The organism is Thermococcus aciditolerans (genome assembly GCF_008152015.1).
In the GTDB taxonomy this organism is placed as follows: domain Archaea; phylum Methanobacteriota_B; class Thermococci; order Thermococcales; family Thermococcaceae; genus Thermococcus; species Thermococcus celericrescens.
The window spans coordinates 299,845-325,722 of record NZ_CP041932.1; the positions used below are offsets into that span (position 1 = coordinate 299,845).

Sequence of the window (25,878 nt, forward strand, 5' to 3'; positions counted from 1 at the left end):
AGTAGGTTTATATGTCCTTCGGCCAACTCCAACCGGTGGGAGGATGGGAAAGGCTCTAATGGTCCTTGGAACTTCCTCCGGGGCGGGAAAATCGCTCCTCGTTACTGCACTATGCCGGATTTTCTCGAACCTCGGCTACGACGTCGTCCCCTTCAAGAGCCAGAACATGAGCCTCAACTCGGCTCCGAGCATCGAGGGCGGTGAAATCAGCAGGGCACAGTATCTGCAGGCTATCGCCTGCAGGAAGAAGCCGAGCGTGAAGTTTAATCCCATTCTGCTCAAGCCCGAAGGAAGAATGCGGAGCCAGGTCGTCTTCATGGGGAAGCCAGTAGGGAGCGTCTCAGCGAGGGATTACATGCTCTCAAGGAAAGAGGAGCTCTTCAGGAATGCGATGGCCGTTCTCGACGAGCTCAAGGAGGAACACGACCTTGTAATCATCGAGGGGGCTGGCAGTCCCGTTGAGATTAACCTCAAGGACTACGACATAGCCAACACGCGCGTAATGCTCCGCGCGAACGCGAAGGGAATTCTCGTGACGGACATAGACCGGGGTGGAAGCTTCGCAAGCATAGTCGGCACGATGGAGCTTTTGAGGTCGAAGGAGAGGGAGAGGATAATCGGCTTCGTCTTCAACAAGTTCCGCGGAGATAAATCACTCCTTGAGCCGGGCTTTGAGTACCTCGAGGGGCGCTACGGGAAGCCGACCCTCGGCGTTATCCCCTACGTAGAGCACCGCCTCCCGGAAGAGGACTCCCTCGCGGAGTTCCCCAAGGTCAAGGGTGAGCTTCAGGTTCAGGTAATCAAGCTCCCACATATCAGCAACTTCACGGACTTCGAACCCCTTCACTGGGCGAACGGCGTTGACTACGTAACGAAGCCAGAGGAAATCAAGGGCGACGTCGTGATAATCCCCGGAAGCAAGAACACGGTCGAGGATCTGCTCTGGCTGCGCGAAAACGGCTTTGAAGATGCCATCCTCCAGGCCCACCGGGATGGGGCCTTCGTCGTCGGAATCTGCGGCGGCTTCCAGATGCTTGGAGAGAAGATTATCGACAACGTCGAGTCCAGGCGGGGAGAGGTTAGGGGCATCGGGCTCCTGTCGGCCAAAACCGTCTTCGAGCGAACGAAGAGAACCAATCACCTTAAGGCCGAGGTTCTCTGGGGTCCAGCTGAGGGCATGGCAGTCGAGGGCTACGAGATACGCTTCGGCAGGAGCACCTCGGAGAGGCCCTTCTCGGTCATAACGTCGGTGAACGGGGCCAGAACATTCGAGCCTGAGGGTGCAATCGGGAAGAGTGCCTTTGGAACGTACCTGCACGGAATATTCCACAACTTCGCCTTCACCGAGCGCTTTTTGAACCTCCTGAGGGGGGAGAAAGGTCTTGAGCCGGTCTCAGTTGCCGGCTGGATCATAGAGGAGGAAATCGAGAGATTCGCAAGGCTCGTTGAGGAGAACCTCGACGTGGGGAGGATTCTAGCGGAGCTGGGACTTTAAAAATAATCTTCTGGGCTTTCAAGCTCCTTCGGCGGATGCCTCCTAGTCCACCAGAGCTTCAGGTGGATGTAGATGTAGAAGCCGAGGAAGACGAGCAGGCCCACCGCTATCAGAACCACCGCGAAGAGCAGGAAACCGAAGAGGGACAGGACTGCGAGGAGCAGGAAGAGGACAAATGCGACGGCCCCTTTAATCTCATTCCCTTTCATTTCCCCACCAGCCTCGCTATCCTCTCGGCGAGCTTTAACTCTTCCGGTGTGTTCACGTTCAAAGCTAAGAGCGGGTTGCTCAGCTCGAAGAACTCCTCGCCTTCGGTTCCAACGGCGTTGAGGCCGACTATCGCGTAGCCCCTGTAAGTTACAGGCTTGAGGTCCCTCGGAACCAGCCTCAAGGGAAGAACGCCCGTCAGGCTCGTTTTCCAGTCAAAGGCCCGTTCTATGGCCTGAAAATCCCCGGCCCTGACGAAGGGTAAATCCGCGGAAACGCCCACGAACGGCCCGAACTCGCGGAGGAGATATATTATATCCTCAACGTAGCCCTTTCCGGGCGTCTCCACGAATGGAACTCCCTCGCGGAGGCACAGCTCCCTTGTCCTTGGGGTGTTCCTTGAGAGGGCGACGATAATCTCGTCCACCTTTTCGGCCTCCCAGTAAACCCTCAGGAGCATCGGCACCCCGCCGACCCTCAGAACGGGCTTTTCCCTGCCCATTCTGCTCGACCGCCCGCCGGCCATGATGACTATCATCGGCTCACCCCAATAAGGCCACTATGAGGAGCGTCCCTGTCCGCGTGATCTCCGCCACCGCCCCGATGCAGTCGCCGTTAAGCCCGCCGAAGTTCCGCAGGGAAACGTGAATGGTGTAAAGCCCTGCCAGCAGGCCTAGAAGGAATGAGATGGAGCGTGGCTCAAGGAAAACCACTGGGAGGAGCAAGATAACGTAGAGGGCAGTTCCAAGAATGAGTTGTCTCCCGCTCATTCCCTCCATGAAATATGCCCCGAGACCATTCCCCAGTGGCTTCCTCGTTGCCAGAGCGAGGAGCATGGCGAACTTGGAGTTCAGCTCCGCCAAAAAGAGCGCGTAGACCGGAACGAGTGGGAGCGAGTAAACCTGCAGGAGGAGAACCATCACGACAGCGAAAACCCCCGCTATGCCCGTGTTTAAATCTTTCATCGCCTTTACCTTCCTCTCCCTATCGCCCTTGACCATTATCCCGTCCGCCCAGTCCGCCAAGCCATCGAGGTGGAGGAGGCCTATCGTGAAGTAGAGCGCAAGAACCGCTAAAACGTTCCCAAGCGGAGGATTGAGGTAGAGGACTGCGGTTGGAAGGGCCGAACTGAGGAAGGCAACCAGCGGGAGCGCCCAGAGCTCTCCTCGGGCCTTCTCGAAGTCTCCCCTAACCGGCAGTCGAGTGAAAAAGGGAAGGAGGTTTCTCACAGGCTCACCTCACGATTTTCCTCGAACTCCTGCCTCAGAGCGGACAGCTCGTTTTCATCAACGAACGCTATCACCGCTCCACAGTCAAGGCAGAGCCAGGGTGTCGCTTCAATAACGGGCTTTAGTATCCCAGTTAACCTGCTCTTCCAGGGGGGCGCCCAGAAGAAGCGGGCATAACCTGCCCTTCTAGTTTTGCTTTTTACCATGGTTCCACCGCAGAGGGGACACTTCCGGGCCTCAATCTCTCTGGCCACCATAATCACCCTCAAAGAGTCTTGTCATACAGCCCGCTATAAATCCTCCGATTGCGTCGTCTAAGAATGGAGGTAGCTCCGCGAGGATTCCGGGCTTTCTCGTGTCGTAGTAGAAGAAGTTGAAGAGCGCCATCTTGCCGCCGATGTATTCGGCGATGCTTATTCCAATCAGCTCATCGGCGACGAGGTTGACCGGGTCGCCTTCAATTTCAAAGTTCTCTTCCAGAAGTAAAGCGGCCGTGAGCAAAGCCTGAACGTTGATGTCCCCAAGGTAGTGAAGCATCAGCTCCCTGAGTTTTCGCTCGACTTTCCCCCGCTCCTCCCCTATGTAGAGTTCCATGGCAGTTTCAAGCATGGAGCCGAGGGTTACACCTTTTGATTCAAGCCGGCCAAGAAGGTTTTCAATGTCCATGCGACCACCAGAATTATAAAGCAGTTGGATGTTTTATCCTTTATGCTGCTGAGGTTTAAAGAGCTCAGAAAAGTTGGTGGTGTTTACATAAACCCCCGGAACTTCAAGGTCGCACCCCTCTTTATCCGGGACTGGAGAGACCTTGTCAGTCTCGATGAGGGAACGTATGGGGTATATGCCCGGACGATTTACAATCCGAAACAGCGTTTTCTTATTATGGACGAAAAAGATGAAAAAATCGCTAAGGAGCTTGAGGGCCTCTACCGCGAGCTTCTCAAAGATCCCCTGAGGTTCTGCCGCGAGGAATACCACCGCTATCAGCTCCAAGTCGGCGAGTTTAAAGGACTGCCCTTCGCCAACGGCTGGGCTGGCTCAGGAATTGTCCTCGTTGGCGAGGCCCCAGGGAGGCAGGGTTGCGGAAAGACGGGGATATGCTTCTATCGCGACGCCTCAGGCATGCTCCTCCGAAAGACTCTCTTCACCCTCGGCCTCAATCCAGACTTCGTCTACATAACCAACGTCGTGAAGTGCAACCCGCCCAAGAACAGGCTGAGGGGCTTCGGTGAGGGCGAGCTTGAGCTACTCGAGAGGGAGCTTGAGGTGGTAAAGCCAAAAGCCATCTTCGCCATCGGCAGGACGGCTGAGAAGGCTCTAAAACGGCTCGGCTTTGAGTTCACCCACCTCAGGCACCCGGCCTGGTATGTGCGCAGAGGCCTAAGGGAACCAAACGAGGAAATACTGGAAGAGTACTCGACCATAAAGGAGGCCTTTGGGGAATGAACGTTCTGATGGTCTTTCTCCTCGCCCTGCTCTGGGACCTGCTCCTCGGAGAACCGCCGGCGTTAGTCCACCCCGTCGTGTGGTTCGGAAAGCTGGCCGGCTTTCTTGATAGCAGGTGGAAGCGAAGGGGTCATTCCCCGGATTTTCTTGCAGGGGCTTTGGTGGCCATAATCGTCATAATCTTTGCATTGGCTCTCTCATTCCTCCCGTTTTGCCTCCCATTGCCGCTGAACTACGCTTTAGCGGTTTACCTCCTCAAGAGCTCCTTCGCGATTAGGAGCCTCCACGAACACGTGGCAAGAACGGTAACTGAAGACATCGAGGAGAAGAGAAAAGCGGTCTCAATGATAGTCAGCAGAAACACTGAGAACCTCGATGAAGGACACCTCAACTCGGCCTCGATAGAGAGCCTCGCCGAGAACCTCAACGACTCGGTGATTGCGCCGCTCTTCTACTTTCTCCTCTTCGGCCTTCCGGGTGCGCTGGTCTACCGCGCGGTGAACACGCTCGATGCGATGCTCGGTTATCGGAACGAACGCTACGAGTTCTTCGGCAAGTTTTCCGCCAGATTAGATGACATCCTCAACTTCATTCCGGCTCGCTTGACGGTTCTCCTCTATCTCCCGCTCGGAGGGAGGAAGGTTCTCCAGCACTACCGCCTCGCCCGCTTCAAGCTCAACTCCGACAAGCCGATCGCTGCGATGAGCGCGGTCATTGGAGTCTGGCTGGAGAAGCCCGGCGTTTACCGCTTTCCGGGCAGAGAGCCAACTAATGAAGACATAATGCGCGCTTTGAAAGTTTACTGGCTGGTCGTTGCCGAATGGGTGATTATCGTTGCTCTACTCCTCGCAAAGGAGGTGTTCCCATGCTTGAGCCCGTGAAGTTTTCAACCTACCATGGTGGAGCGAGGAAAGATGGTTTAATCGACTTTTCGGCATCGCTCAACCCGTATCCTCCGGAATGGCTTGACGAAATGTTTGAACGCGCGAAAGAGCTTAGCAACCGCTACCCCTACTACGAGAGGCTTGAGGAGGAACTCGCCGAGCTGGTGGGGGAACCTCTCACAGTGACGGCGGGCATCACGGAGGCCCTCTATCTCCTCGGAATCCTCGCGCTGAGGGGAAGAAAAGTCCTGGTCCCTCGCCACACCTACGGCGAGTATGAAAGAGCTGCCAGAATCTTTGGGGCTGAGGTTGTCAAAGGCCCGAACGAGCCGGAAAAGCTGGCCGAACGCGTCGAGAGAAACTCTGTAGTCTTCTTCTGCAACCCTAACAACCCCGACGGCAGGTTCTACCGCGTTAAGGAGCTTAAGCCCCTCCTCGACGTCGTGGAGGATAAGGAAGCGCTTCTCGTCCTCGACGAGGCCTTCATAGACTTCGTTAAGAACCCAGAAAGCCCCGAAGGGGAGAACATCGTAAAGCTCAGAACCTTCACGAAGAGCTACGGCCTGCCGGGGATAAGAGTTGGCTACGTCCTCGGCTTTGAGGAGGCCTTCAGAAGCGTCAGAATGCCCTGGAGCATAGGCTCAACGGGATTGGCATTTCTTGAGTTCGTAATCGAAGATCGCTTTGAGCACTTCAAAAAGACGATGCCTCTCATCTGGCGCGAGAAGGGGAGGCTTGAGAGGGCTTTGGGCGTCAAGAGCGACGCCAACTTCTTCATAAAGCGCGTAGAGGATGCAGGGAAGTTCGTTAAAGCAATGAGAGAGCACGGAATCCTCGTGAGGGACTGCACGAGCTTCGGTCTGCCGGAATACGTCCGCTTTTCGGTTAGGAAGCCGGAGGAGAATGATACTCTAATTGCGGAGTTCAGGCGTGTTTTAAACGGCCTTTAACAATACGTGTTGTGGAAACACGACAGCAATAGTTAAATAACCCAGATACCAACAGCGTTTAGTAAAGATCGAGCGGTGTTTCCCTTGAGGGGGTATGTTTCCGCACTGTTAGCCATGTTGATCACCCTGCTCCTGATAGCATCGATAAACCAGGTGCCTACAAGGCTCTACGGCACCCCCGAAGGGGCCTCTGCAGGCAATGGTTCAAGAATCGCCAGCATTGAAAACCTTTTGGGGGTTAAAAGTCCCGAGCAGTCAGAGGAGAAATCGGAGATAAGAAACGCCACTTCAGACCTCTCCCGGTTCTACCCCTGGCTAAACAGCAGTTCCCGTGAGGCATCCCTAAGAAACGTCTCTTTCAATCTCAGTCAGGAGTACAGCAACATGAGCTACCCGTCCCAGCCCCCTGGAAGCAACTCAAGCGGCACGGGTATCCTCACAGAGCCCGAGTCCATAGACCTCCGCAGGAACGGCTTCCGCAGGGAGGACACCGAGAGAATCGTCATGACCGTGAGCGGGGCAGCCCACACCGCGTACCTCAGGGGTGGCGTCTATGCCACGTACCTGAACGGAACGTGGTATCGCCTGAACGAGACCCCGGTGACTGAAAACCGGGGCGTGCTGCCGCTCCCCATCGCAGAGCACACAAAGGTGTCGGACAACATCATGGTGGTTCTGGCGTCCCCGATAATTGCGGACAACCTCCTGACGGCCCTTTATACCGAAGAGGTGAGCGCGCCGGGTGATCTGAGATACTACGATGAGAGCCACCTGTTCGGGACCTCCGGAATCGTCTGGAACTACTCCTTCAAAACCGTACACTATATATTCCCGGATACTGTCCTGGAGGGAGCGAAAACCACCGCTTCTACCCGGTACCTCCAGACTCCGAACGTGAGTGAGATGGTTCTGGAGCTCGCCCGCAACATAACCGCGGGGATTGAAGGGGACTACCTGAAGGCGATGGCGATAGAGAGCTATCTTCGCACGCACTACGAATTTGATATGAACGCACCCCCCGCCCCCGAAGGTATCGACCCCCTCGAATGGTTCCTGTTCCACTCAAAGAGAGGGGTCTGCATCGACTTCAACACGGCCTTTGTGGTTCTGGCCAGACTGAACGGAATCCCCGCGAGGCTGGTTACTGGATATCTGATAAAGGAAACTCCCGCCGAGCAGGCCGTGCACCCGATACAGGCCCACGCGTGGGCGGAGGTGCCCTTTGAGGGCATCGGGTGGGTTACGTTTGATGCCACGGCCCCCGCTGGGGGACAGGGCAACGGGACCGTTGGGGTGAGCGAATCGCAGAAACCGAAGAACCAGAGCCTCACCGGCCCGGATTTCGACATCTTGATCGAACCGAATCCCGTTGTCACCGAGGTCAACAAGTCTTTTCAGGTTTACGTTACAGTGATTCCTCACGGCCTCAGAGAGGTAAACGGCTGCGAACCGGAACTCAGCGTTAAAATCAGCATGGGTGAGCTGTATTCGGTCAGCTCCACGATTGCACCGAACATCACGAAACCCTTCCGCATGAAGGGAATTCCGGAGCCGGGCACGTATCATCCAACGGTCAAAGTCGCTCTCTCATACTGCGGTACCGTGAGCGGGACGAAATCCGAGACGTTCACCGTCATAGTTCGGGGAGGGAAGTTCTCGCTGAAGGCAAAACCTGAAAACCTCACCCTCGCAACTGGGGAGCTCGGAGGGGTAAGGATCTACGTCACGGGAGAGGGGTACTTCGGGAGGGTTAACCTGGACGTGGAGTACCCCGGCAGGTACAGGCTCCTGAAGGAGTCGGGAATCCCCGACTTTGAATCCGACCTCCTCTTAACGGCGCCCTCAAGGCCCGGGGACTACACCATCAAAATAACCGGAACCTCCGACGACACAGCGGTCGTCCTTCAGGTTCCCCTGCGCGTTCTCGGGCGCACCCGGACGAGGATAACGGATTACCCGACCGAGATACTAAAGAACCAGCCTTTCTGGGTGAACGGAACCGTAACCGACGAAAACGGAGGGCCCGTTGACGGCCCTGTGTACGTGACCCTAAACGAGAGCAAGGACTCCCCCGGTGTGGTGGTTGGCAGGGGTGCCTCGGTAAACGGACGCTTCAGCGTTGAGTGCTCCGTTCCTCCAGGCCTTCCCCTGGGGAACTATCAGATCGTGGCCCACTTCAAGGGAAACGATTACTACCTCCCGTCCAACAGCGACCCGGAGGTAATCGTCAGGGACAGGACGGCTATTAAGATTGAGGAGCGGGTGGTGACGAAGACCGGGGAGTTCGAACTTGGGGGAAAGCTCGTTGACTCCATTGGAAACGGCGTCCCCAACGCCACGATTGAGGTCAGCCTGGATGAAAGCTTTCACATCAACGTTACCACCGATTCCGCCGGCGTCTTCACGGCTCCCCTGCTTCTGGAAATGCCCGGGGAACACCACGTTCTGATATCGTACGGGGGAGGCAGGTACTATCTGGGTGCGGAGGCGGCGGTAAACATCACCGCGGTCGAGCTCAATGTAACCGTTCCGGATAGGTGGATAATAGGCCGGAACATCACGATCAACGGCTCGATTCTGGGCGTCGACTCCGGTAGCGTGTCCCTTTCGACCCCCATGGGCCGCTTCACCAGCGTCCTAGAGGAGGGGCGCTTTAACTTCACCGTTCCCGTAAACGTTTCCCCGGGGATTTACAACGTTTTCTTTACCTACGAAGACGTTCTTCTGGAGAGCATCCCTGTGACTCTGGCTTCTCCCACCAACATAACCGTGGAATTCGGCGAGATGCGGGAGGGGGAGAACGCCACGATCGCGGTCAGGCTCGTGGATGCGTTCGGCAATCCGGTCCCGGGAATGGTCGTCATCCTCAACCTCTTCGGCAACCACAGCGCCAGAACCGACATGAACGGCACGGCCCTTTTCACTGTTCGGCCGAGTGAAAGCGGGAGGCAGGGGGCCAGTGCGGTCTTTGAAGGGGACGAGTTTTACCTCCCCTCCACCGCGGAGTTCGAGGTTTCCGTGGCCAGGCGGCCGCCTTACGCCCTTATTCTCGCGGGACTCATCATACTGCCCGCAGGGGTGCTCGTCTACCGGAGGAAGGAGGATATCGCGGCGCTTAGGATTGGGATTGCCTCCGCACTCAAGGGGCTGGAGAAAAGGCGCTACGCGCCAATCCTTCATCCCGACAGAAGGCCGCCGGTTTACGGCGAGGGCGAGAAAATCACCGTCACGAGCGACGTTCCCGTTGAGCTCTTCGTCGACGGTAAGCCAGCCGGAACGGGGAATAGATTTGAACTGGTGCTGCCCAGGGGGGTTCACGAACTTCTCGCAAAGGGTGAGAAAGTTAGGGGATGGGCCAGAGTGTGGGTTGTGGACTACAGGGAGGAGATAATGAGGCTCTACGACAGATGCTTCCTCGAACTCGCCAGGAGAAAGGGGCTGGGGGGTAAGGACCTCGCCCCGGAGGAACTTGCCCACAGGTTGCGGGGTGAATACGACTGGAGGGACCTGAAGACCGTCACGTACCTTTTCGAGGTCGCCAGGTACAGCCTCTATCCCGTTGGAAGGCGGGAGTTCATGGAGTTCTATCGGTCCCTGTCCCGACTGGTGGGAGGTGACTGCTATGGGGAAGATTGATACCTCTCTGATTCTCTATCCCGTCCTCATGGTGCTCGTCTATGCCCTTTCGGGATACCCCCTCCTGAGCGGATACCTGGGGGATTTCGTGGCAAGCATCGAGGTGCTCCTGCTGTTTTTCCTCCTCTTCCGGCTCTCGCTTTTGCTCCCCAATTACGGGGAAGTTGCCTCCAAACTCGTTAAGGGGGCCGGCTTTGCACTCGCGTTCTATCTCCTGCCATCCGAACCGTACACCAGCTTGGAATTCCAGCTCCCACTGGCCCTTCTTGCGGCAGGGGTTACCGTAGCCAGCATTGCACCGGAGCTCCCGGAGGTTCCGGGATTTCTAACCCGGGGCCTGGGAGTGGCCCTCGTCTTCTACGCCCTCTACCTCTTCAGCGGCCAGCTGGTCAGGGGATACATTATAGCCCCCGCGTTCCTCTACGCCGCGGCGGCATCGGTGGTCGTGTACGCACTCGTTGTCGCTGAACGCTCCGGCCTGATAGGAAGCCGTTTCGTGGAGAGAAACGCCGCCGGAATAATACTGCTCTTTGTACTCCTGGGGCTGTACGCCGGGCTCAGGCCCTACATGCTTGAGAACTATCCACAGTACGTGTTTTACCTGGAGTGGGGGACGATAGGCTTCGCAACCCTGCTGGCGGCGATGGCCGTGCAGAACCACCTCTCGGCGGCGAACCTTGAGAACTATCTGGTGGGGGAGTGGAAAAAGCACAGTATGGAGATATCTATAACCGGGGACGAGGAGTTCGAACGTGTGAAGGGAGCGGTGGAAGACTTCGTTCTCCGTAAAAAGAAGGGCCCGCTCGTGACGTTCCTGACTTACTACGGCATAAAAGCCATGGGAAACATTGAAGCCGTTAGAGAGCTCACCGAGCCCATCGTGGAGTACGAGGAGGAGTGCTATTCGGTGTTCACTCCGAACTGGCTGATCAGGAAGCGGGAGAGGGAACGCCTCCAAAGGCGCCTTCAGCTTGTTAAATCTGCCATCGAAAAGATTGAAGAGTATATGGGGGGTAAAAGATGAACGCGGAGTCCTACGCAACCCTCTGCGATGAAGTCGTTTCGGCGGTTTCCAAGGTTTACATCGGCAACGAGGAGGTTGTAAGGAAAACGCTGGCGGCGGCTCTCGTAAATGGAAACGTCCTCTTTGAGGACCATCCGGGTCTGGGGAAAACCCTGCTCGCTAAGGCCTTCGGCCGCGCCCTCGGCCTGGAGTACCGCAGGGTTCAGTTCACGCCCGACCTGCTGCCGAGCGACATCATAGGGACCAAAGTCTGGAGGCAAAACCTCGGAACGTTTGAGCTTCTGAAGGGGCCGGTTTTCACGAACGTTCTTCTGGCGGACGAGATCAACCGCGCTCCCCCCAAGACCCAGTCCGCGCTGCTCGAGGCAATGGAGGAGCGCCAGGTCACGATAGAGGGCGACACCCTGAAGCTTGAGAGGCCCTTCTTCGTGATAGCCACCCAGAACCCCATCGAGTACGAGGGAACCTACCCCCTCCCCGAGGCCCAGCTCGACAGGTTCCTCCTCAAGTTGCGCGTGGGCTATCCTAAGAGCCTGGAAGATGAGATGGCAATCCTCAAGGCCAGGATATCGTGGGGCAAGGACGACCCAACGGCGGACATGGAGCCGGTCATGGACAGGGGCACGTTCCTGGAGATGCAGGCGTTCGTTGAGCACGAGGTGTTTATACACGATGAGGTTCTCAAATACATCGCGGGAATCGTCAGGGAGGTCAGGAAGGACGAAAGGGTCGAGGCGGGCCCGAGCCCCAGAGGCGCTCTGGCGCTGCTAAAGGTTTCCAAGGCGAACGCCATGATGAACGGCAGGGATTTCGTTGTTCCCGATGACGTTAAGAGATACGTTATAGATGCGCTGGCCCACAGAATCGTCCTCGGAGCGGAGTACGCCTTTGAGGGGGTGAGCGGTCGGGAGATCGTCGAGGCGGCGGTTAAGAGGGTCCCGGTTCCCAAAGAGTTCGAGCGTGAGGAGTGATGACCGCGGCTCGCTCCTTCATCTCCACCGCCCTCTGGTTCATCGCAGCTGGAATAATTTTCTCCATGCCTGGACTGGCGTACCTGGCGGTAATTCCCATGACGGTGCTGGCGGTGGGGCTTTTGGCCGATCCCCCGGAGGGAATATCGGTTGAGCGTGAGCTCGTCAAAACGAACCTTCGGGTGGGGGAAGAACTGAGGGTCAGCGTGCGCCTCAAGGTCAGGCGCGGCCTCGGCTTCGTGGTGATAAGGGACGCCCTCCCGGAGGAGTTCGCGCTGGTGGATGGGAGCAACGTCCGAGCGTTTTTCAAGGGGCCCCGGGAACTGGTGGTGGAGTATGAGTACGTCATCAAACCCGCGAAGAGGGGCAGATACCGCATCGGCCGCAGTGAGGTGATGGGCTACCACGTCTTTGGGCTCAAACCGAGCAGGTGGGGTGTTTTTGGTGAAGAAACCTACCTATCGGTGCTGCCGCGCGTAAGCCTTCCGAAGAGGACCAGAACGCCCGTTACAAAGTCCCAGATTCCCATCCCCGTGACGAGTGTCTCCATCAGGGGCGTGGCCTCCACGGACTTCAGGGAGATAAGGGAGTACCGCGCGGGCGACCCCGTCCGCTTCATAAACTGGAAGGCGTCCGCCAGGAAGGGTGAGGTTCTGGTAAACGAGTTCGAGAAGGAGGGCAAAAAGACGGTGCTTTTCATCATAGACGCAACAGGCTCCAAAGTTGGCTCCTCCGTGGAAAACCCCCTGGAATACAGCATCCAGCTCGTCTCTTCCCTGGCGTACTACTTCACAAAGAGAAACTACAACGTTGGCCTCTACGTAGTGGGCCACGGAAAGCTCATCCTTCCCGCCACCGGGTCAAAGCAGCTGTATATCCTGGTTAAAACGCTCCTGGAGCTTGAAGAGGTTGAAGTTGAAAAGGAGGACTTCGTTCGCGCCGTGGAGGGCCTCAAGCACGTGCTTATCCGCTACACACCCCTGGTGATTTACGTCTCAAACCTGCTCCCCGAAAGACTGGCGGAGGTCAGGGAGGGCATAAGAAGGCTTCGTCCGATATACAGGGATAAACGGCTTCCAATGCTCGTGTTCGATGTGTCCACGTACTCACTTCTGGAGAGGGAGGTCAGCTCGCTGATACTGCTGGAGAAGCGGGCCCTTCGGCACGACCTTCTAAGGGCGGGTGTTTACTCAATCCTCTGGGATCCGACCAGGGAAGACGTGACCTCCGTCGTCACAAAAACTGTGAGGCTGATAAGATGAGAACGGATCACGTCCTGACGGCACTGAGGCTGGCAGTTTTGGTACCAATGGTACTCATAGTTTCGGACATGCTGACCTCGATAGCCCCCCTGACGGCGTTTCTTGGTGGACTCGGGATCGCCGCTCCAGAAACGCTGATCCGCCTCGGCGTGGCCGCGTTGGTGGGGTTTATAGTTCTCAACGGTGAATCCCCCGGGTGGTTGATCTCCCTCTCTTACTTCGCGAACATGCTGTACCTGATAATGAGGGCCTCCCCCCTGGTCGAAACAGCGTTCCCGACCCTGTACCCACCTCTGATGGATGCACTGAGGGAAAACGTGCTACTCCCAACTTCACGGGCGTTCTTCTACATCCCCGTGCTCGTCGTTGTCTCGATAGTTGACGACTACATCGGGGAGCTGCTTGAGAAGGAGAGGATTATAAGTGAGTGGGAAATTCCCGCGGGGGACGTTGCGGGCGTCGTTTACCCCTCCCTCTTAGTGATGGCCGTGGCAATGGTAACGTCTGCCCTGGTGTTCCTGTGGGCGATCGACTACCTCACAGGGAGAAGGGTGGATCTCGGGGAGCTGTACTACCTCGCCCCTCCGCTTCTTCTCCTCGCGCTTGGGATGTCGTTCAGCATGGGCATCTTCGGGCGTGGGAAGGCCAGGCGCAACGTGCTGGTAATCAAAGCCAGAATGCCGCTGGGCAGGAGCTATTCATGGAAAATCGAGGGAGGGGACGACCTCGTCGTAACCGTGCTGACCCGGGGCGGTGAAATGAGGGAACGGGAGATAAGGATAGAAACGGAAGTCAAAGAACCGCCAAAGAGGGTGATCCTTTACGTCAAGAATCTGGGGGTGGGAGAAGGGGAGGATTCCACCAAGAGGGTGCCGCTTAGAAAGGTTAAGGAGAGCACCGACGGGGATACGCGGTTCCTGCTGTACACCAACATGTGGCCCGTTGAGTTCTGAGCGCCGAAAATCTTTTGTTTGAAAATATGTCCATATTTCTGGTGGTACCATGCACGAACTCTACACGGCCCTTGCCGAGTACTACGACGCGATTTACAGACGGAGGGTCGAGCGGGTTTCTCAGGAGATAGACTTCGTGGAGGGACTCTTTAGAGAGGATGCGGAAAGGGAAGTACGGCGAATCCTAGACCTTGCCTGTGGAACCGGGATTCCAACCCTCGAACTCGCAAGGAGGGGATATCAAGTTACAGGCCTCGACCTCCACGAAGAGATGCTTGCCGTTGCGAGAAGAAAGGCCGAAAGGGAAGGGCTTAGCGTCGAGTTCATTCAGGGAAACGCGCTTGAGATTGATTTTGAGGAAGAGTTCGACGCGATAACGATGTTTTTCTCTTCAATCATGTATTTCGATGATTTTACAATTCAGGAATTATTTAATTCTGTAAAACGGGCTCTCAGGCCGGGCGGGATTTTCATCGCCGACTTCCCGTGCTGGTACTACGGCGGAAGGGACGGCCCGATAGTATGGGACGAGCGGAAGGGCGATGAGCGGTTAATCATAACCGACTGGCGAGTTGTTGAACCCGCCTTCCAGAAACTCCACTTCAAGAGGCTCGTGCAGATAGTGAAGCCCGACGGGAGCGTTAGGGCCTTCATAGTGGACGACGAGCTCAACATCTGCACCCCGAGGGAGATGAGACTCCTAGCTGAGAAGCACTTCAGGAAGGTCAAAATCTACGGAGACCTCCACGAGCTGAAGCCCAACGACCGGCGGTACTGGCTGGTAGCGGTGAGATATGGAAGTTCGCGTACTTACAAAGAAAACGGTTTTCTCCCTTCGTTCAAACAACCCCGTAGGTGATTCCGATGATGCCCGCTCCCGTGAAAGGCGTCGTCTTGAACCTTGACGTTCTGGATTTGCCAGAATTTCAGGGACTGTTGGACGAACACTTCGCGCTACTAACAATCCCTCACGGAATAGTCCTTCCGGACATTAGAAACCACGAGGAGTCACTTCACCCAGAGGTCGTCCGCTCATTCAAGACCCGAAAACCCGTGGAGCTGACCTTAACGGCGGTTCCAGAGGATATAATGGGAGATGAAACGGGAACGGAGAGAATCGAATACCGATATTACTACCCCGCCAAAAGGTACAACCTGGGGGAAAGAAAAGTTAAGTGGAGGAAAATGAGGGGGTTCGTGAAGCAGGAAATCATCGTTGAAGGAAGAGTTACCCAAATCAACCAATCGGAGGAAAGAGTGCTCATCGAAATCCGTCCCTTGGGGATTCCAATGTATATGGACCTCCCTTATGAGAAGTTCAGAGGACTGGGAATTCGGACTGGCGACTTCATTACGGCCTCTTTCCCGTGGTTTTACACTGGGACAGTTAGTGGAGGGGGTATTAATGGGCCAGAGCTTTAGGGCCGTTGCCAGGGTCGCTTATTTTGATGGCAAAAGGGCAGTTTTCCTCGTTAGGAGAAATCACGGGAAAACCAAGCGTGATTTCCTTAGAGGCTGGAACCCGTGGATTCCAGTTCCTTATGTCCTTATCCCAGAGGAGTTTAAGGAGCTGGTTGAGTCAGCCTACCGGGATGGGAGAGAACTTTTTCTGGTTTTTGCCCTCGACGCCAGCGAAATCGGAACCTCTGATGGGGGAGAGTACGAATTCAGAGCTTCTCTCTCCAGCGAGGGCGTTGTCTATTCGGTGAAGGGCTATCACGTGGGGGAATCACTTGTGGACGTTCTCGGAATACCTTTCAGGATTGAAGGGCTGTCCCGAAAGGGATGGATTTCTGCGAGAGGGAAAAGACTCCTGTTTGCACAAGCAGAGGTGACCCCTCAGGAAGAACCGGAGCAACCTCAAGGGCTGTTCTGCACTTCGCAGAAAACCGCTTAAAGTCCAGGGGAAACTCCAACATGGAGGTGTCCACTGTTGCTGGACAGCACGCCGTATATCGTGCCCAGCAGGATTCTGCTCCTTTCTTTTACCCCATTTAGGGACTACGACGGAGTGGTTCACTCGGGGGAAGCTGAGTTCCTCGTGGAACCGTTGGACGTCAAAATAAGCGTCTTCATTCCTGTTGGAGAGCAGGCTGAGAAGCTCTCAAAACTCGAAGGCCAATACGTTGATATTGATATCGACCCGCCGTACTTTGAAGCGTTTAACGTAAAAAATGCTTGGGGGCCGCTCATCACTCTCGAACCCCCGGATTCTGAAGTTCCGGCACCACGCTACCGCCTGGTGGGCCTTTTCAAAATCTTTGAGCCGGAGTGGGGCATCTTTGAGTGCGGAAACCTGAGGTTTCCAATCCAAGGGTGGTTGGAGACTCAAAACGGGAAGGCCTTCTTTGTGCGCGATGCCCTCAGGATAGACCTTTCGGATATGAAAGAATGGCCCAGGAAGCCAAAACCTGTGAAGAGTGCGTGGGTTGAGCTGAGGAAAGTTAGGTTTTATAGTTACGTGTTGGAGGACTTCAGGAGGGTTAAGGTATGGAAATCATAACCAGCAGACTTAAACTGATATCTCTGCATCCATTTAAGGACTATACTGGAGTTGTTCACTCCGGCGATGCCCTTTTCCTCGTGGAACCCGTTGGAAAGGTCCTGGTGGCGTTCCTGCCCGATTCAGAGGACGTTTTGAAGCTCGTGGGGCGGGAGAACTCGTACGTGGACGTCGTGATTAGCCTGCAGTATTCCGAAGCCACTAGGCCTGCAAGGGAGAAGAGATTCCTGTTAGAGGAGGAACCGCGGGAACGAGGACTCCCGAGGTACCGCATAATTGGGCGCTTCAGAAAGGTTGAAGGGGACTGCGGAGTCTTTGAGTGTGGAAACCTGAGGTTTGAAGAGTGCTTTAGCGGAGAGAGTGAGTGGATTGAAGAGATTGGAGCATGGTTCTATGCCTACCTCCCCGAACGCGATTGAGGATGAGTCCAAAGAGGGGATGAGTCCCTTCGTTCTTTGATCCCAAAATTTTTAAATCCCCCTCCACTTCTGTACAGGGGTGATGCATATCGTTCACGGGAGGAGGAAAGCGCGGTCTGGAATGGCGCTACACAGCGGCGGCACTGCTGAGTTCGCTGGACTCGGCGGTACTGGGCCCTTACCTGAGCCTGTGGCTTAAAACGGTGGGCCTCAGTTTTTCGGAGATTGGCCTGGTTCAGGGCGTTTCTGAGATCGTCCAGCTCCTAACGGACTTTCCAACGGGCGGTTTTGCGGATAGGTACGCAGGGTGAAAACATACGCAGCGGGGAGTGCTCTCTTCGGCACCGGACTCCTGATGATAGCGCTCTCCAGCGGCCTTCCTATGGTTCTCCTAGGTTCGGCAATGACCGGATTCGGGGCGGCGCTGGTCAGCGGGACGATGATACCCTGGCTGTACGATTCCCTTGGCGACGGCAACAGGGTCAAAGACGTCCTCAGCAGGGTCAAGGCGCTCTCAGGGCCGGTTCGATTTGCTGGTGGTCTTTCCGCGGGTTATCTGGCGTCACTCGCACCGAATCTGCCCGTGTTAGCCGCGGGACTGCTCTCGATCGCATCGGCCCTCACGGCGTACCTCCTGCTGCCGGACAACTACGGGACACTGAAAAAGAGCTACGTTGAGGTGCTCAAGGAGGGTCTGCACGAGCTCAGGCACAACCGGGCAGTTCACTTCCTTCTGGCTGCTTCATTCCTCCTCAGCTTCTCCGCCAGGGCGTTTTTCACGTTCTGGATGATACTGCTTTCGGGCAGGGGACTTCCAGAGACGTACATGGGTCTGCTCTTTGCACTGATGGTGCTGTCCACCTCCGGGGGAGCGCTGATTGCAAAGAAAATCAGTCCCACACCAAGGGCACTCGCCGCATTAACGGCACTGTGGGGACTTGAGATACTCCTCCTCGGCCTTGTGGAGGGCCTTGCACCCAGTATTCTGCTGCTTTTTGTCATTGAAATCACGCTGGGAGCCAGATTTCCGGTGATGGCCGTTGTCAGGAACAGATTCATTTCATCCGAAGCCCGTTCGACCGTTAACTCCGCGATGAGCACCATCTCAAGTGGCTTCATGGCGGCTGCGAACATCTTCGTTGGAGCACTGGCCTCTTCCTTTGGCCTGGAAACAGCGTATGAAACAGCCGGAATCCTTGCCCTCGCATCTGCCATTTCACTGCTGTTGCTCTTGGAATTCGATCAAGAATGAGGGTTCTTTCATTTTTTAACCCTAAAATTTTTAAACCTCGGGCTCATTTCTATACCCTGGTGGTGCCTATCGTCCACCGTAACGCTGATTTCAACCTTTGAATCCCATGCGTTCCGCGCTTCTTGGTTAGCCTTTACTCCGGCACCACCGGCGTTGCTAAGATTTTTAAGCCGCCCTTCTGAGGGTAACCCATCTTCAAAAAACCGAAAAGGTGATGCCCATGCTTCCTAAGACCTACGACCCGAACGAGATTGAACCGAAGTGGCAGAAGTTCTGGCTGGATGAGAAAATCTACAAGTACGAGCTCGACGAGAAGAGACCGAGCTACGCGATAGACACCCCGCCCCCGTTCACGAGCGGAACGCTCCACCTCGGTCACGTGCTCAGTCACACCTGGATCGATATCATAGCGCGCTATAAGAGAATGACCGGCTACAACGTGCTCTTCCCGCAGGGCTTCGACAACCACGGCTTGCCGACCGAGCTTAAGGTGGAGAAGGAGTTCGGAATCAGCAAGGACGAGCCGGAGAAGTTCCTCAAGAAGTGTGTTGAATGGACCTGGCAGGCCATCGAGGCGATGCGCAACCAGTTTATCAGGATAGGTTACTCCGCAGACTGGGACCTGGAGTACCACACGATGGACGACTGGTACAGGGCTGCCGTGCAGAAGTCCCTCCTTGAGTTCTACGAGAAGGGTATGCTCTACCGCGACAAGCACCCGGTCTACTGGTGCCCGCGCTGCAGGACGAGTCTGGCTAAGGCTGAAGTCGGCTACGTTGAGGAGGATGGTTACCTCTACTACATCAAGCTCCCACTGGCGGATGGGAGCGGGCACGTCCCGATAGCCACGACCAGGCCCGAGCTGATGCCCGCCTGTGTTGCCGTCTTCGTCCACCCGGAGGACGAGCGCTACAAGGACGTTGTGGGCAAGAAGGTAAAGCTCCCGATATTCGAGAGGGAAGTGCCTGTTATAGCCGATGAGGACGTTGACCCTGAATTCGGAACCGGTGCGGTCTACAACTGTACATACGGTGACGAGCAGGACGTCGTCTGGCAGAAGCGCTACAACCTGCCGGTTATAATTGCCATCAATGAGGACGGCACGATGAACGAGAACGCCGGCCCCTACGCCGGCCTTAAGTCGGAAGAGGTGCGCGAGAAGATCGCTGAAGACCTCGAAAAGATGGGCCTGCTCTACGACAGGAAGAAGGTCCACCACCGCGTGCTGAGACACACCGAGAGGAGCTCATGTATGGCACCCATCGAGCTGCTCCCCAAGACCCAGTGGTTCATCAAGGTGAGGGATTTCACGGACGAGATAGTGAAGGTCGCGGAGGAGATCAACTGGTACCCGAGCGACATGTTCCTCCGCCTGAAGGACTGGGCGGACTCAATGGACTGGGACTGGGTTATAAGCAGGCAGCGCGTGTTTGGAACGACGCTCCCGTTCTGGGTCTGCAAGAACGGCCACGTGGTTCCGGCGAGGGAGGAAGACCTTCCGGTTGACCCGCGCTTCGACAAGCCGCCCGTGGAGAAGTGCCCGGTCTGCGGTGCCGAACTTGAGCCCGTAACGGACGTCCTCGACTGCTGGATAGACTCCAGTATAACCCCGCTCATCATAACCCGGTGGCACGAGGCCATCAAGGGCGACGAAGAGGCCAAGCGCTGGTTCGAGCACAACTTCCCGACCGCACTCAGGCCGCAGGGAACGGACATCATAAGGACGTGGGCCTTCTACACGATATTCAGAACCCACGTCCTCACCGGCGAGAAGCCCTGGGACGACGTCCTCATCAACGGAATGGTGGCCGGCCCGGACGGCAGGAAGATGAGCAAGAGCTACGGCAACGTTGTCGCCCCGGATGAGGTGATCCCGAAGTACGGCGCCGATGCACTGAGGCTCTGGACCGCCCTCGCTCCGCCCGGAGAGGACCACCCGTTCAAGTGGGAGACAGTCGACTACAACTACCGCTTCCTCCAGAAGGTCTGGAACATCTACCGCTTCGCCGAGAGGCACCTGAGCGATTTCGACCCGAAGGAAGCTCCAGAGGAGCTTGAGCCGATCGACAGGTGGATACTCTCAAGGCTGCACCGCGTCATCAAGTTCGCCACCGAGGAGATGGAGCGCTACCGCTTCAACCTGCTCACCAGAGAGCTGATGACCTTCGTCTGGCATGAGGTGGCCGACGATTACATCGAGATGATCAAGCACCGCCTCTACGGCGACGATGAGGAGAGCAAGCTGAAGGCGAAAGCAGCGCTTTACGAGCTGCTCTACAACGTGATGCTCCTCCTCGCTCCGTTAGCCCCGCACATAACCGAGGAGCTCTACCAGGAGATGTTCAAGGGCCACGTCGGTGCCAAGAGCGTGCACCTCCTTGAGTGGCCGAAGTACGATGAGGGCAGGATAAGCGAGGAGGCTGAGAAGCTCGGAGAGCTGGCCAGAGAGATAGTCGGTGCCATGAGACGCTACAAGAACGGCCACGGCCTGGCTTTGAACGCCAAGCTCAAGCACGTGGCCATCTACGCCACCGACAGCTATGAGGCCCTGAAGGCCATCGAGAAGGACATCGCAGGAACCATGAACATCGAGAGGCTGGAGATAATCCAGGGTGAGCCGGCCCTGGAGGAGCGCATCACCGAGATAAAGCCCAACTTCAGAACGGTGGGACCGCGCTATGGCAAGCTCGTGCCGAAGATCACCGCCTACCTCAAGGAGAACGCCAGGGAAGTCGCCAAGGCACTCAAAGAGGCAGGAAAGGTCGAGTTTGAGGTGGACGGCCAGAAGGTTGAGCTGGGCAAGGAGGACATCGTGCTCAGAAAGGCGGTGTTCAGCGAGGGCGAAGAGGTTGAAACGGCCGTAGTGGGAGACGCCGTTGTGGTGTTCTTCTGAGGTTTTACTCTTTTTCCGTTCTTTCTTGAACAATCGTACATCGTAACTCTTTTAAGGTCTGGATTTTTAATCCGGCCGGTGGTTGAATGGGCGGATGGACGGTTTACTACGTTGATCGGGTGAAAGCGCCGGAGGAATGGATTTCCCTCTCGAAGGAACTTGAGCTGATGGAACTTCAGCCCATTCAGTTGCATACCCCTGAGGATGCTGCGAAGATTCTGAAGGCAATCTGCGAGGAAAACGGTAGCTCGATCGTGGTAAAGCTGCTCGGAGACATCTACGCGATCCCGAACGTGGGGATTTTGATGATTCGGGAGAATTCTGAGAGCCGGGAGTCTGATGATGCAGACTTTACCACCGTGAAGGATATGGTCCTGAGGAGATTGAGGGCCAGGGACACGGAGATCATAATAACAAGCGAAAAGGGCTTTGAAAATCTTGCCAGAGATCTTTTTGAGGGCAGGATTGAAGTTCCTGACCCATGGTGGAAAAGAAAACTGAAGGCCGTCGTTGTAGTGCTGGCAGTGGTGGCCCTGATCGTTTACCTCAACCTCCCAATACCCAAAATCTCCGCGGCCCAGAGGTTCGCCCTTCGGGTTGGTCTCCTCGCACTGCTCGTTCTTGCTGGAATCCGAAGGGGATATTTCAAATGATTTCAGCAGTTGTAGCACAGCATCGCGGCCTTCTTGAGGAGGATCACCCGGTATGTCTTTCCGTTTATTATTCTTGGGTTGGAGATCTTGTTGAGGTGGTGTATCCTCTTCCGCTCGAGCGCTATCAGGTCGAGCTCCCGCAGCACCTTCACGAAGTCCTCCCAGCGGATTTTAAGCCATCTGGAGTACTCATCGAACAGCTCCTTCTCGACCACCCGGTAGGTCTTACCGTTCACTTTGTACCTGATCGCACGCTTGGGGAGCTCCTTCCTCAGGCGCCAGCGGGCGTGAAGTGGCTCCTGGAACTCATAAACCGCTTCATCCATTGACTTCCCTTCCACCATCATCTTCAGGATTATGCCGAGGATGCGGTTTATCCTGTCGGGGACGCCTACAACGTCACCCCGGAGGACGATCTTCCTCCTGCGAACACTTATTCCAGCATTCTCAAGCTCCTCGCCTATCTTGGGCGTGGTCTTCTTCTTGTTCCCGCCGGTGTCGACGATGCCGCCGATTATAAAGGCCCCAACGTCAAAATCCTTCTCGCTCAAAACCTCCTCCGCCCAGGGGTCGAGGAGGACCACCTCGTCGATGTCGTTCTCCCTCAAAAACTCCGCCGTCGGCCCGGCGTAGAGTGTTATTCTATCGATGGGGCCCTTAAACATTCTCTCGAACTCATCGTTCGCCCACGTTACGGCGAGCTCCCTCCCCGTGAAGTAGTCCCTCAGCAGGCCGTAGCTCTGGCTCACCTGCAGGCAGACCTTGCCCTTCTCCTTCTGCGTGTGTTTGTTCCAGTGATAGAGGTCGATTATGAAGTAAGGCCACTCGGGGAGCTTTGAGCGGAGCTCTTCGGGCGTCAAAACCGGCTCGAACTTCTCCATCATGCACAGCGGGGCGTAGGCGTAATGCGAGCCCTCGACACGGTTGCCGTTCAGGTCCCAGGCCACTGCGGTTTTCTCCGGGACGCGGAATATTGCTCCCTTTCCGTTGATTATCTCCACTGCCACGTCCTGAAGCTTGTTCTTTGACTTTCTAAAGCGCTTTGAGAGCACTCCGAAGCTCTCAATCCCCTTCTCTTTCAATGCTTCCCTGAAAACATCGGCGAGCGTCTTCATGGCCATCGGTTGAGGGTCGGGCGGAGGTTTAAAAAGTTTGCCGGCGGCTTTCCCTCAGACGAAAGATTTTTAAACGCTCTCCCTTCCCTAATATCGAGCCCCGGTGGTGTAGCCCGGTCAAACATGCGGGCCTTTCGAGCCCGCGCCCCGGGTTCAAATCCCGGCCGGGGCACCATAACTGACTTTTCGCGCTGTTTTATGAGTAGCCTCACTGTTATAGACGGCTCTTCTCCAAATAGAGCCCACCTTAACATGCCATTGATGAAACGAGACCTTACTACGTCCAAACGCCTCAATTCTTGAACGACGTCCTGGTCAAGAGTAATGTGCACATCTGTCTTTTTATGGTGGTTTCTTCCATAATCATCCATGAAAGTCCACCAATTTTGACCTGCGCCCCACACGGTTAAGGCAGTTGCGGTCATGGCAGGTCACCTCGAACTCGGTTTTGACTTGACCCTGCGTTCCAATACAATAGTAACCACTGTGGCCATAAACAGCCAAAGCATTACTGGATAATATTCGCTGAAAAATTCTCTGAGGTAGTTATAGGCCGTTTGGAGATCCTGATAATCTATAGTCATGATGAACCCTGAAACCATCAGGCCTACTGGCAGGACCAAATACATTGCCATGTCCCTACCATCCGCGTCTATGAAGACAAAGAACGTCAAAATCAGCAGGAACACGCCAGTTCCGAAGAGTTTTGTCCCAATGTCCCCCATTATTGCACTGAAGAGAAGTGTGAAAGCTACTACCTCAACCGTCAAGACAAATAACCTGTCAGGGGTTTTTTCGTCATACCACTTCATGGGCTTCACCAGATTTCTTCGACTTTGCCCATTTTGAAAAGCCAGAGTTTCCCGAGGTATTCCATCCTGTCAGAGAACTTCTTTGAGAGAATGTACGTGTGATAGGCTCCGCGACTGATGAAGCCAAGGGCCTCAAGCCTCTTGATGACTCTGAAATACAAGTAGTGTTTCTCCGGCGGGAATAGTTCCTTGTACTCGTCCCAACCCATTCTGCCATTCTTCTTGATGTACTCGACAATCTCCTCGGCCATTTTCCTGGCTTCCTCGCTCTCAAAGACTACCTCGAAGACGTCACGAGGTTGAGTCAGTACGGGCATTTTGATGGTTACAACATCTGGAAGGCGTCTTTTCCTCGGCATAGTTACACCACCTCAGTTATTAACTGCAACGGGCTTAAAATTATCATCCGGAGCGCGGTTCGCGAGTTGGGGGTGAATACTGCACGGTGGTGCAAGTATTCTGGATTTGTGCTGTTTGTCCTTGGTCATACAGGAAAGATGTTTTGAAAAGATGGATAATATACAGGAGGCGTTAGTATCCTGAACAGTAACTTTCAACGGTACAAATTAAATAACACGGAATTATACTTCAAAGACATGTAATTGCTACGTCACTTATGTATCTTTTGGATGTAGCTAATTGGTCCACGCCTTGAATATTTTCCCATGTTTTTATCTCATTCCCTTGGCTTTCTGAACCTAATTGCAAGGCTGTCGCTGTTCCGGTGGTAGTATATTCTGTCTAAGACCAGCCCACCTTTCCAGGCCGTGTTTTCTATCTCTCTGAATTCTTGGCCGGAAAGACCTCCGTGGATGTGGATCTCTATGCCTCCGTCCCGAACTCCTACATGCCCTTTGGTAGAGACTATATGGGTGATGATATCCTGAACATCTCTTATAGAATACATGGTATCACCCCAACCAAAAGTAATACTCTTGAGGTTAATAAGATTTTGGGTTCACTATCTTTCCATCAGCAGAATAATCTCGCCAGCGGTGTGATGATTTTAGCGTCGTCGCTCATCAGCTCCCTCTTAAATCACTTTCTTTTCTCGGAGCATGGTGAGGTATTCCTCATAACTCAGGGGGCATTTCACAAAGTCGTCAAACTTTTTAGGATCGTTGAAGTGGAGTTGTTTCATTATTCTCTTCACGAGGGCCGGCCCGAGTTCTTCTTTATCCTTTCCCCTGCTGAGGATTGTCATCACGCGTTTTTTCTTACCGTTCTCGGTTAGGATGTATTTGGTGTGTCGCCCGCCTTCCTTTTCGATGAAGCCCTTCTTTCGTAGGGCTTTTTGGAGTTCTCTGCGTTTCATGGGCTCACCTCTACGTGCCGGAGGAGTGCTTCTCTCAGTTTTCTGGCGTCTTCGTCGAGGTTATCCTCGCCTTCAAGAACGTATTCTTCTATGAGGGCCTTGAAAACTTCTTCGGCATCCCTTAGGGCCTTGGTTAGTGTTTCTCCGCACCCGTAGAGTTCTAACTCGGGATTTTCTACGCACCAGGTGTCTTCCTCGCGGTTGTATTCTACTGTTAGGTGGATTGGGGCTTTGAGCTTGTACCCGGCGAACTCGCCGGTCAGTTCTAGGGTTTCGAGGGTGGGTGGCATGATTTTCTTCAGTTCGATGAGCTCAAGCTTGAGTTCTTCGAGTTCTCGTTCTATCCTCTCGATGCGGTGAATGATGACTTGGACGCTCTCGCTCATACGCTCACCCCTATGTTGCCTTATACGATTGAATCGCTTATAGGGTTTGCGAAAAAATAGGAGCAAAAAGCTTATGAAAATGAAAGTGGTGGTAGTCTGACCTCTTCCCCGCCCTAAAGTGCGAGGGTTCCAGCGAGTTAGCCCCTCGCCGGCGGGCGGTTCGGTTCGCGGACCCATCACCTACTCGGGTTGCCCCTTTCAGCTCAGCCCGCAGGCCCAGTCTCAGGCCCATTACCCCCACCGCAAAGCGGTTAGGGGTTATCACCTCAAAGGCCACCACTCAGAGTTTTCAACCGCTCGAAGGCGGTTCTTGAAAGGACGCCCTACGGCGTCAACCCTCCAACGCTGGAGGGTAACGTGAAACCCCTCATCTCATCGGGTTGTTCTACGGTGGCCTCTTCGAGGCCTTATTACTCTGGCGGAACTTAAAAGGGTTTCGATAGTTTAAGGTCGTTGGATAGTTTACTGCATCC

Annotated in this window: 28 protein-coding genes and 1 tRNA gene; 18 read left to right on the forward strand and 11 right to left on the reverse strand. The window is 55.2% G+C overall.

Annotated features, from left to right (window positions below; translation table 11 throughout):
- Window positions 1–43 precede the first annotated feature (43 nt).
- Complete coding sequence (locus FPV09_RS01570; protein WP_148882124.1) at window positions 44–1,495, forward strand: cobyric acid synthase; 1,452 nt, start codon at window positions 44–46, stop codon at window positions 1,493–1,495.
- Here FPV09_RS01570 and FPV09_RS01575 read toward each other — a convergent pair.
- The 5 genes from FPV09_RS01575 to cobZ are packed head-to-tail and all read right to left on the reverse strand — an operon-like array spanning window position 1,492 to window position 3,597.
- Window positions 1,492–1,704 carry a hypothetical protein gene (locus FPV09_RS01575; RefSeq protein ID WP_148882125.1) on the reverse strand — a complete coding sequence of 71 codons (213 nt, stop codon included), beginning with the start codon at window positions 1,702–1,704 and terminating at the stop codon, window positions 1,492–1,494. The genes FPV09_RS01570 and FPV09_RS01575 overlap by 4 nt on opposite strands.
- Window positions 1,701–2,240, reverse strand: coding sequence for an NTP transferase domain-containing protein (locus tag FPV09_RS01580; RefSeq protein ID WP_148882126.1), 540 nt, complete (start codon window positions 2,238–2,240; stop codon window positions 1,701–1,703). The genes FPV09_RS01575 and FPV09_RS01580 overlap by 4 nt, the downstream gene beginning before the upstream one ends.
- Before the next feature lie 4 nt (window positions 2,241–2,244).
- Window positions 2,245–2,931, reverse strand: coding sequence for an adenosylcobinamide-GDP ribazoletransferase (gene cobS / locus FPV09_RS01585; protein ID WP_148882127.1), 687 nt, complete (start codon window positions 2,929–2,931; stop codon window positions 2,245–2,247).
- Window positions 2,928–3,137: a hypothetical protein gene (locus FPV09_RS01590; RefSeq protein WP_245610457.1), complete on the reverse strand. Its 210-nt coding sequence runs from the start codon at window positions 3,135–3,137 to the stop codon at window positions 2,928–2,930. The genes cobS and FPV09_RS01590 overlap by 4 nt, the downstream gene beginning before the upstream one ends.
- Window positions 3,138–3,168: 31 nt before the next feature.
- Complete coding sequence (gene cobZ / locus FPV09_RS01595; protein ID WP_058939446.1) at window positions 3,169–3,597, reverse strand: alpha-ribazole phosphatase CobZ; 429 nt, start codon at window positions 3,595–3,597, stop codon at window positions 3,169–3,171.
- Between the two features lie 42 nt (window positions 3,598–3,639).
- Between cobZ and FPV09_RS01600 the strand changes: the two genes are divergently transcribed.
- The 16 genes from FPV09_RS01600 (at window position 3,640) to FPV09_RS01675 (ending at window position 21,777) form a co-directional block, all read left to right on the forward strand.
- Window positions 3,640–4,377: a uracil-DNA glycosylase family protein gene (locus tag FPV09_RS01600; protein ID WP_148882128.1), complete on the forward strand. Its 738-nt coding sequence runs from the start codon at window positions 3,640–3,642 to the stop codon at window positions 4,375–4,377.
- The gene (gene cbiB, locus FPV09_RS01605; RefSeq protein ID WP_148882129.1) at window positions 4,374–5,258 is read left to right on the forward strand and encodes an adenosylcobinamide-phosphate synthase CbiB; all 885 of its coding nucleotides are present in this window, start codon (window positions 4,374–4,376) and stop codon (window positions 5,256–5,258) included. Before FPV09_RS01600 ends, cbiB begins: the two co-directional genes overlap by 4 nt.
- Complete coding sequence (locus FPV09_RS01610) at window positions 5,243–6,211, forward strand: aminotransferase class I/II-fold pyridoxal phosphate-dependent enzyme (protein WP_148882130.1); 969 nt, start codon at window positions 5,243–5,245, stop codon at window positions 6,209–6,211. The genes cbiB and FPV09_RS01610 overlap by 16 nt, the downstream gene beginning before the upstream one ends.
- A gap of 84 nt (window positions 6,212–6,295) precedes the next feature.
- Window positions 6,296–9,847: a transglutaminase domain-containing protein gene (locus FPV09_RS01615; protein WP_148882131.1), complete on the forward strand. Its 3,552-nt coding sequence runs from the start codon at window positions 6,296–6,298 to the stop codon at window positions 9,845–9,847.
- A complete protein-coding gene (locus FPV09_RS01620) occupies window positions 9,834–10,871 on the forward strand; it encodes a hypothetical protein (protein ID WP_148882132.1) in 1,038 nt (345 codons plus the stop codon). Before FPV09_RS01615 ends, FPV09_RS01620 begins: the two co-directional genes overlap by 14 nt.
- Window positions 10,868–11,842: an AAA family ATPase gene (locus tag FPV09_RS01625; RefSeq protein ID WP_148882133.1), complete on the forward strand. Its 975-nt coding sequence runs from the start codon at window positions 10,868–10,870 to the stop codon at window positions 11,840–11,842. The genes FPV09_RS01620 and FPV09_RS01625 overlap by 4 nt, the downstream gene beginning before the upstream one ends.
- Window positions 11,842–13,104, forward strand: a complete 1,263-nt coding sequence (locus tag FPV09_RS01630; RefSeq protein WP_148882134.1) for a DUF58 domain-containing protein — start codon at window positions 11,842–11,844, stop codon at window positions 13,102–13,104. Before FPV09_RS01625 ends, FPV09_RS01630 begins: the two co-directional genes overlap by 1 nt.
- Window positions 13,101–14,057 carry a hypothetical protein gene (locus FPV09_RS01635; RefSeq protein ID WP_148882135.1) on the forward strand — a complete coding sequence of 319 codons (957 nt, stop codon included), beginning with the start codon at window positions 13,101–13,103 and terminating at the stop codon, window positions 14,055–14,057. The genes FPV09_RS01630 and FPV09_RS01635 overlap by 4 nt, the downstream gene beginning before the upstream one ends.
- A gap of 49 nt (window positions 14,058–14,106) precedes the next feature.
- The gene (locus FPV09_RS01640) at window positions 14,107–14,916 is read left to right on the forward strand and encodes a class I SAM-dependent methyltransferase (protein WP_246112288.1); all 810 of its coding nucleotides are present in this window, start codon (window positions 14,107–14,109) and stop codon (window positions 14,914–14,916) included.
- Window positions 14,913–15,479, forward strand: coding sequence for a hypothetical protein (locus tag FPV09_RS01645; protein ID WP_148882136.1), 567 nt, complete (start codon window positions 14,913–14,915; stop codon window positions 15,477–15,479). The genes FPV09_RS01640 and FPV09_RS01645 overlap by 4 nt, the downstream gene beginning before the upstream one ends.
- Entirely contained in the window at window positions 15,463–15,954 is a 492-nt protein-coding gene (locus FPV09_RS01650) for a hypothetical protein (protein WP_148882137.1), read from the forward strand. Before FPV09_RS01645 ends, FPV09_RS01650 begins: the two co-directional genes overlap by 17 nt.
- Before the next feature lie 36 nt (window positions 15,955–15,990).
- Entirely contained in the window at window positions 15,991–16,560 is a 570-nt protein-coding gene (locus tag FPV09_RS01655; protein ID WP_148882138.1) for a hypothetical protein, read from the forward strand.
- Complete coding sequence (locus FPV09_RS01660) at window positions 16,548–16,979, forward strand: hypothetical protein (protein WP_148882139.1); 432 nt, start codon at window positions 16,548–16,550, stop codon at window positions 16,977–16,979. Before FPV09_RS01655 ends, FPV09_RS01660 begins: the two co-directional genes overlap by 13 nt.
- A gap of 307 nt (window positions 16,980–17,286) precedes the next feature.
- Window positions 17,287–18,231, forward strand: coding sequence for an MFS transporter (locus tag FPV09_RS01665; RefSeq protein WP_246112289.1), 945 nt, complete (start codon window positions 17,287–17,289; stop codon window positions 18,229–18,231).
- A gap of 220 nt (window positions 18,232–18,451) precedes the next feature.
- Entirely contained in the window at window positions 18,452–21,124 is a 2,673-nt protein-coding gene (locus FPV09_RS01670) for a valine--tRNA ligase (protein WP_148883598.1), read from the forward strand.
- An 86-nt stretch (window positions 21,125–21,210) separates the two neighbouring features.
- On the forward strand, window positions 21,211–21,777 hold the full coding sequence (locus FPV09_RS01675; protein ID WP_148882140.1) for a hypothetical protein: 567 nt from the start codon (window positions 21,211–21,213) through the stop codon (window positions 21,775–21,777).
- A gap of 2 nt (window positions 21,778–21,779) precedes the next feature.
- On the opposite strand, the gene trm10 is transcribed toward FPV09_RS01675, so the two are convergent.
- The gene (gene trm10 / locus FPV09_RS01680; RefSeq protein WP_148883599.1) at window positions 21,780–22,892 is read right to left on the reverse strand and encodes a tRNA (guanine(9)-/adenine(9)-N1)-methyltransferase; all 1,113 of its coding nucleotides are present in this window, start codon (window positions 22,890–22,892) and stop codon (window positions 21,780–21,782) included.
- A gap of 97 nt (window positions 22,893–22,989) precedes the next feature.
- On the opposite strand from trm10, the gene FPV09_RS01685 reads away from it, so the two are divergent.
- Window positions 22,990–23,067, forward strand: a tRNA-Glu gene (locus FPV09_RS01685).
- A gap of 256 nt (window positions 23,068–23,323) precedes the next feature.
- Here FPV09_RS01685 and FPV09_RS01690 read toward each other — a convergent pair.
- The 5 genes from FPV09_RS01690 to FPV09_RS01710 all read right to left on the reverse strand — a co-directional run bounded on the left by FPV09_RS01690 (window position 23,324) and on the right by FPV09_RS01710 (window position 25,405).
- Window positions 23,324–23,713, reverse strand: coding sequence for a hypothetical protein (locus FPV09_RS01690; protein ID WP_168194711.1), 390 nt, complete (start codon window positions 23,711–23,713; stop codon window positions 23,324–23,326).
- Window positions 23,710–24,063, reverse strand: a complete 354-nt coding sequence (locus tag FPV09_RS01695; protein ID WP_148882142.1) for a hypothetical protein — start codon at window positions 24,061–24,063, stop codon at window positions 23,710–23,712. The genes FPV09_RS01690 and FPV09_RS01695 overlap by 4 nt, the downstream gene beginning before the upstream one ends.
- 317 nt (window positions 24,064–24,380) lie before the next feature.
- On the reverse strand, window positions 24,381–24,611 hold the full coding sequence (locus FPV09_RS01700) for a hypothetical protein (RefSeq protein WP_148882143.1): 231 nt from the start codon (window positions 24,609–24,611) through the stop codon (window positions 24,381–24,383).
- Between the two features lie 126 nt (window positions 24,612–24,737).
- Window positions 24,738–25,019: a type II toxin-antitoxin system HicA family toxin gene (locus tag FPV09_RS01705; protein ID WP_139680845.1), complete on the reverse strand. Its 282-nt coding sequence runs from the start codon at window positions 25,017–25,019 to the stop codon at window positions 24,738–24,740.
- Entirely contained in the window at window positions 25,016–25,405 is a 390-nt protein-coding gene (locus FPV09_RS01710; RefSeq protein WP_139680844.1) for a hypothetical protein, read from the reverse strand. Before FPV09_RS01710 ends, FPV09_RS01705 begins: the two co-directional genes overlap by 4 nt.
- Window positions 25,406–25,878: the final 473 nt, after the last annotated feature.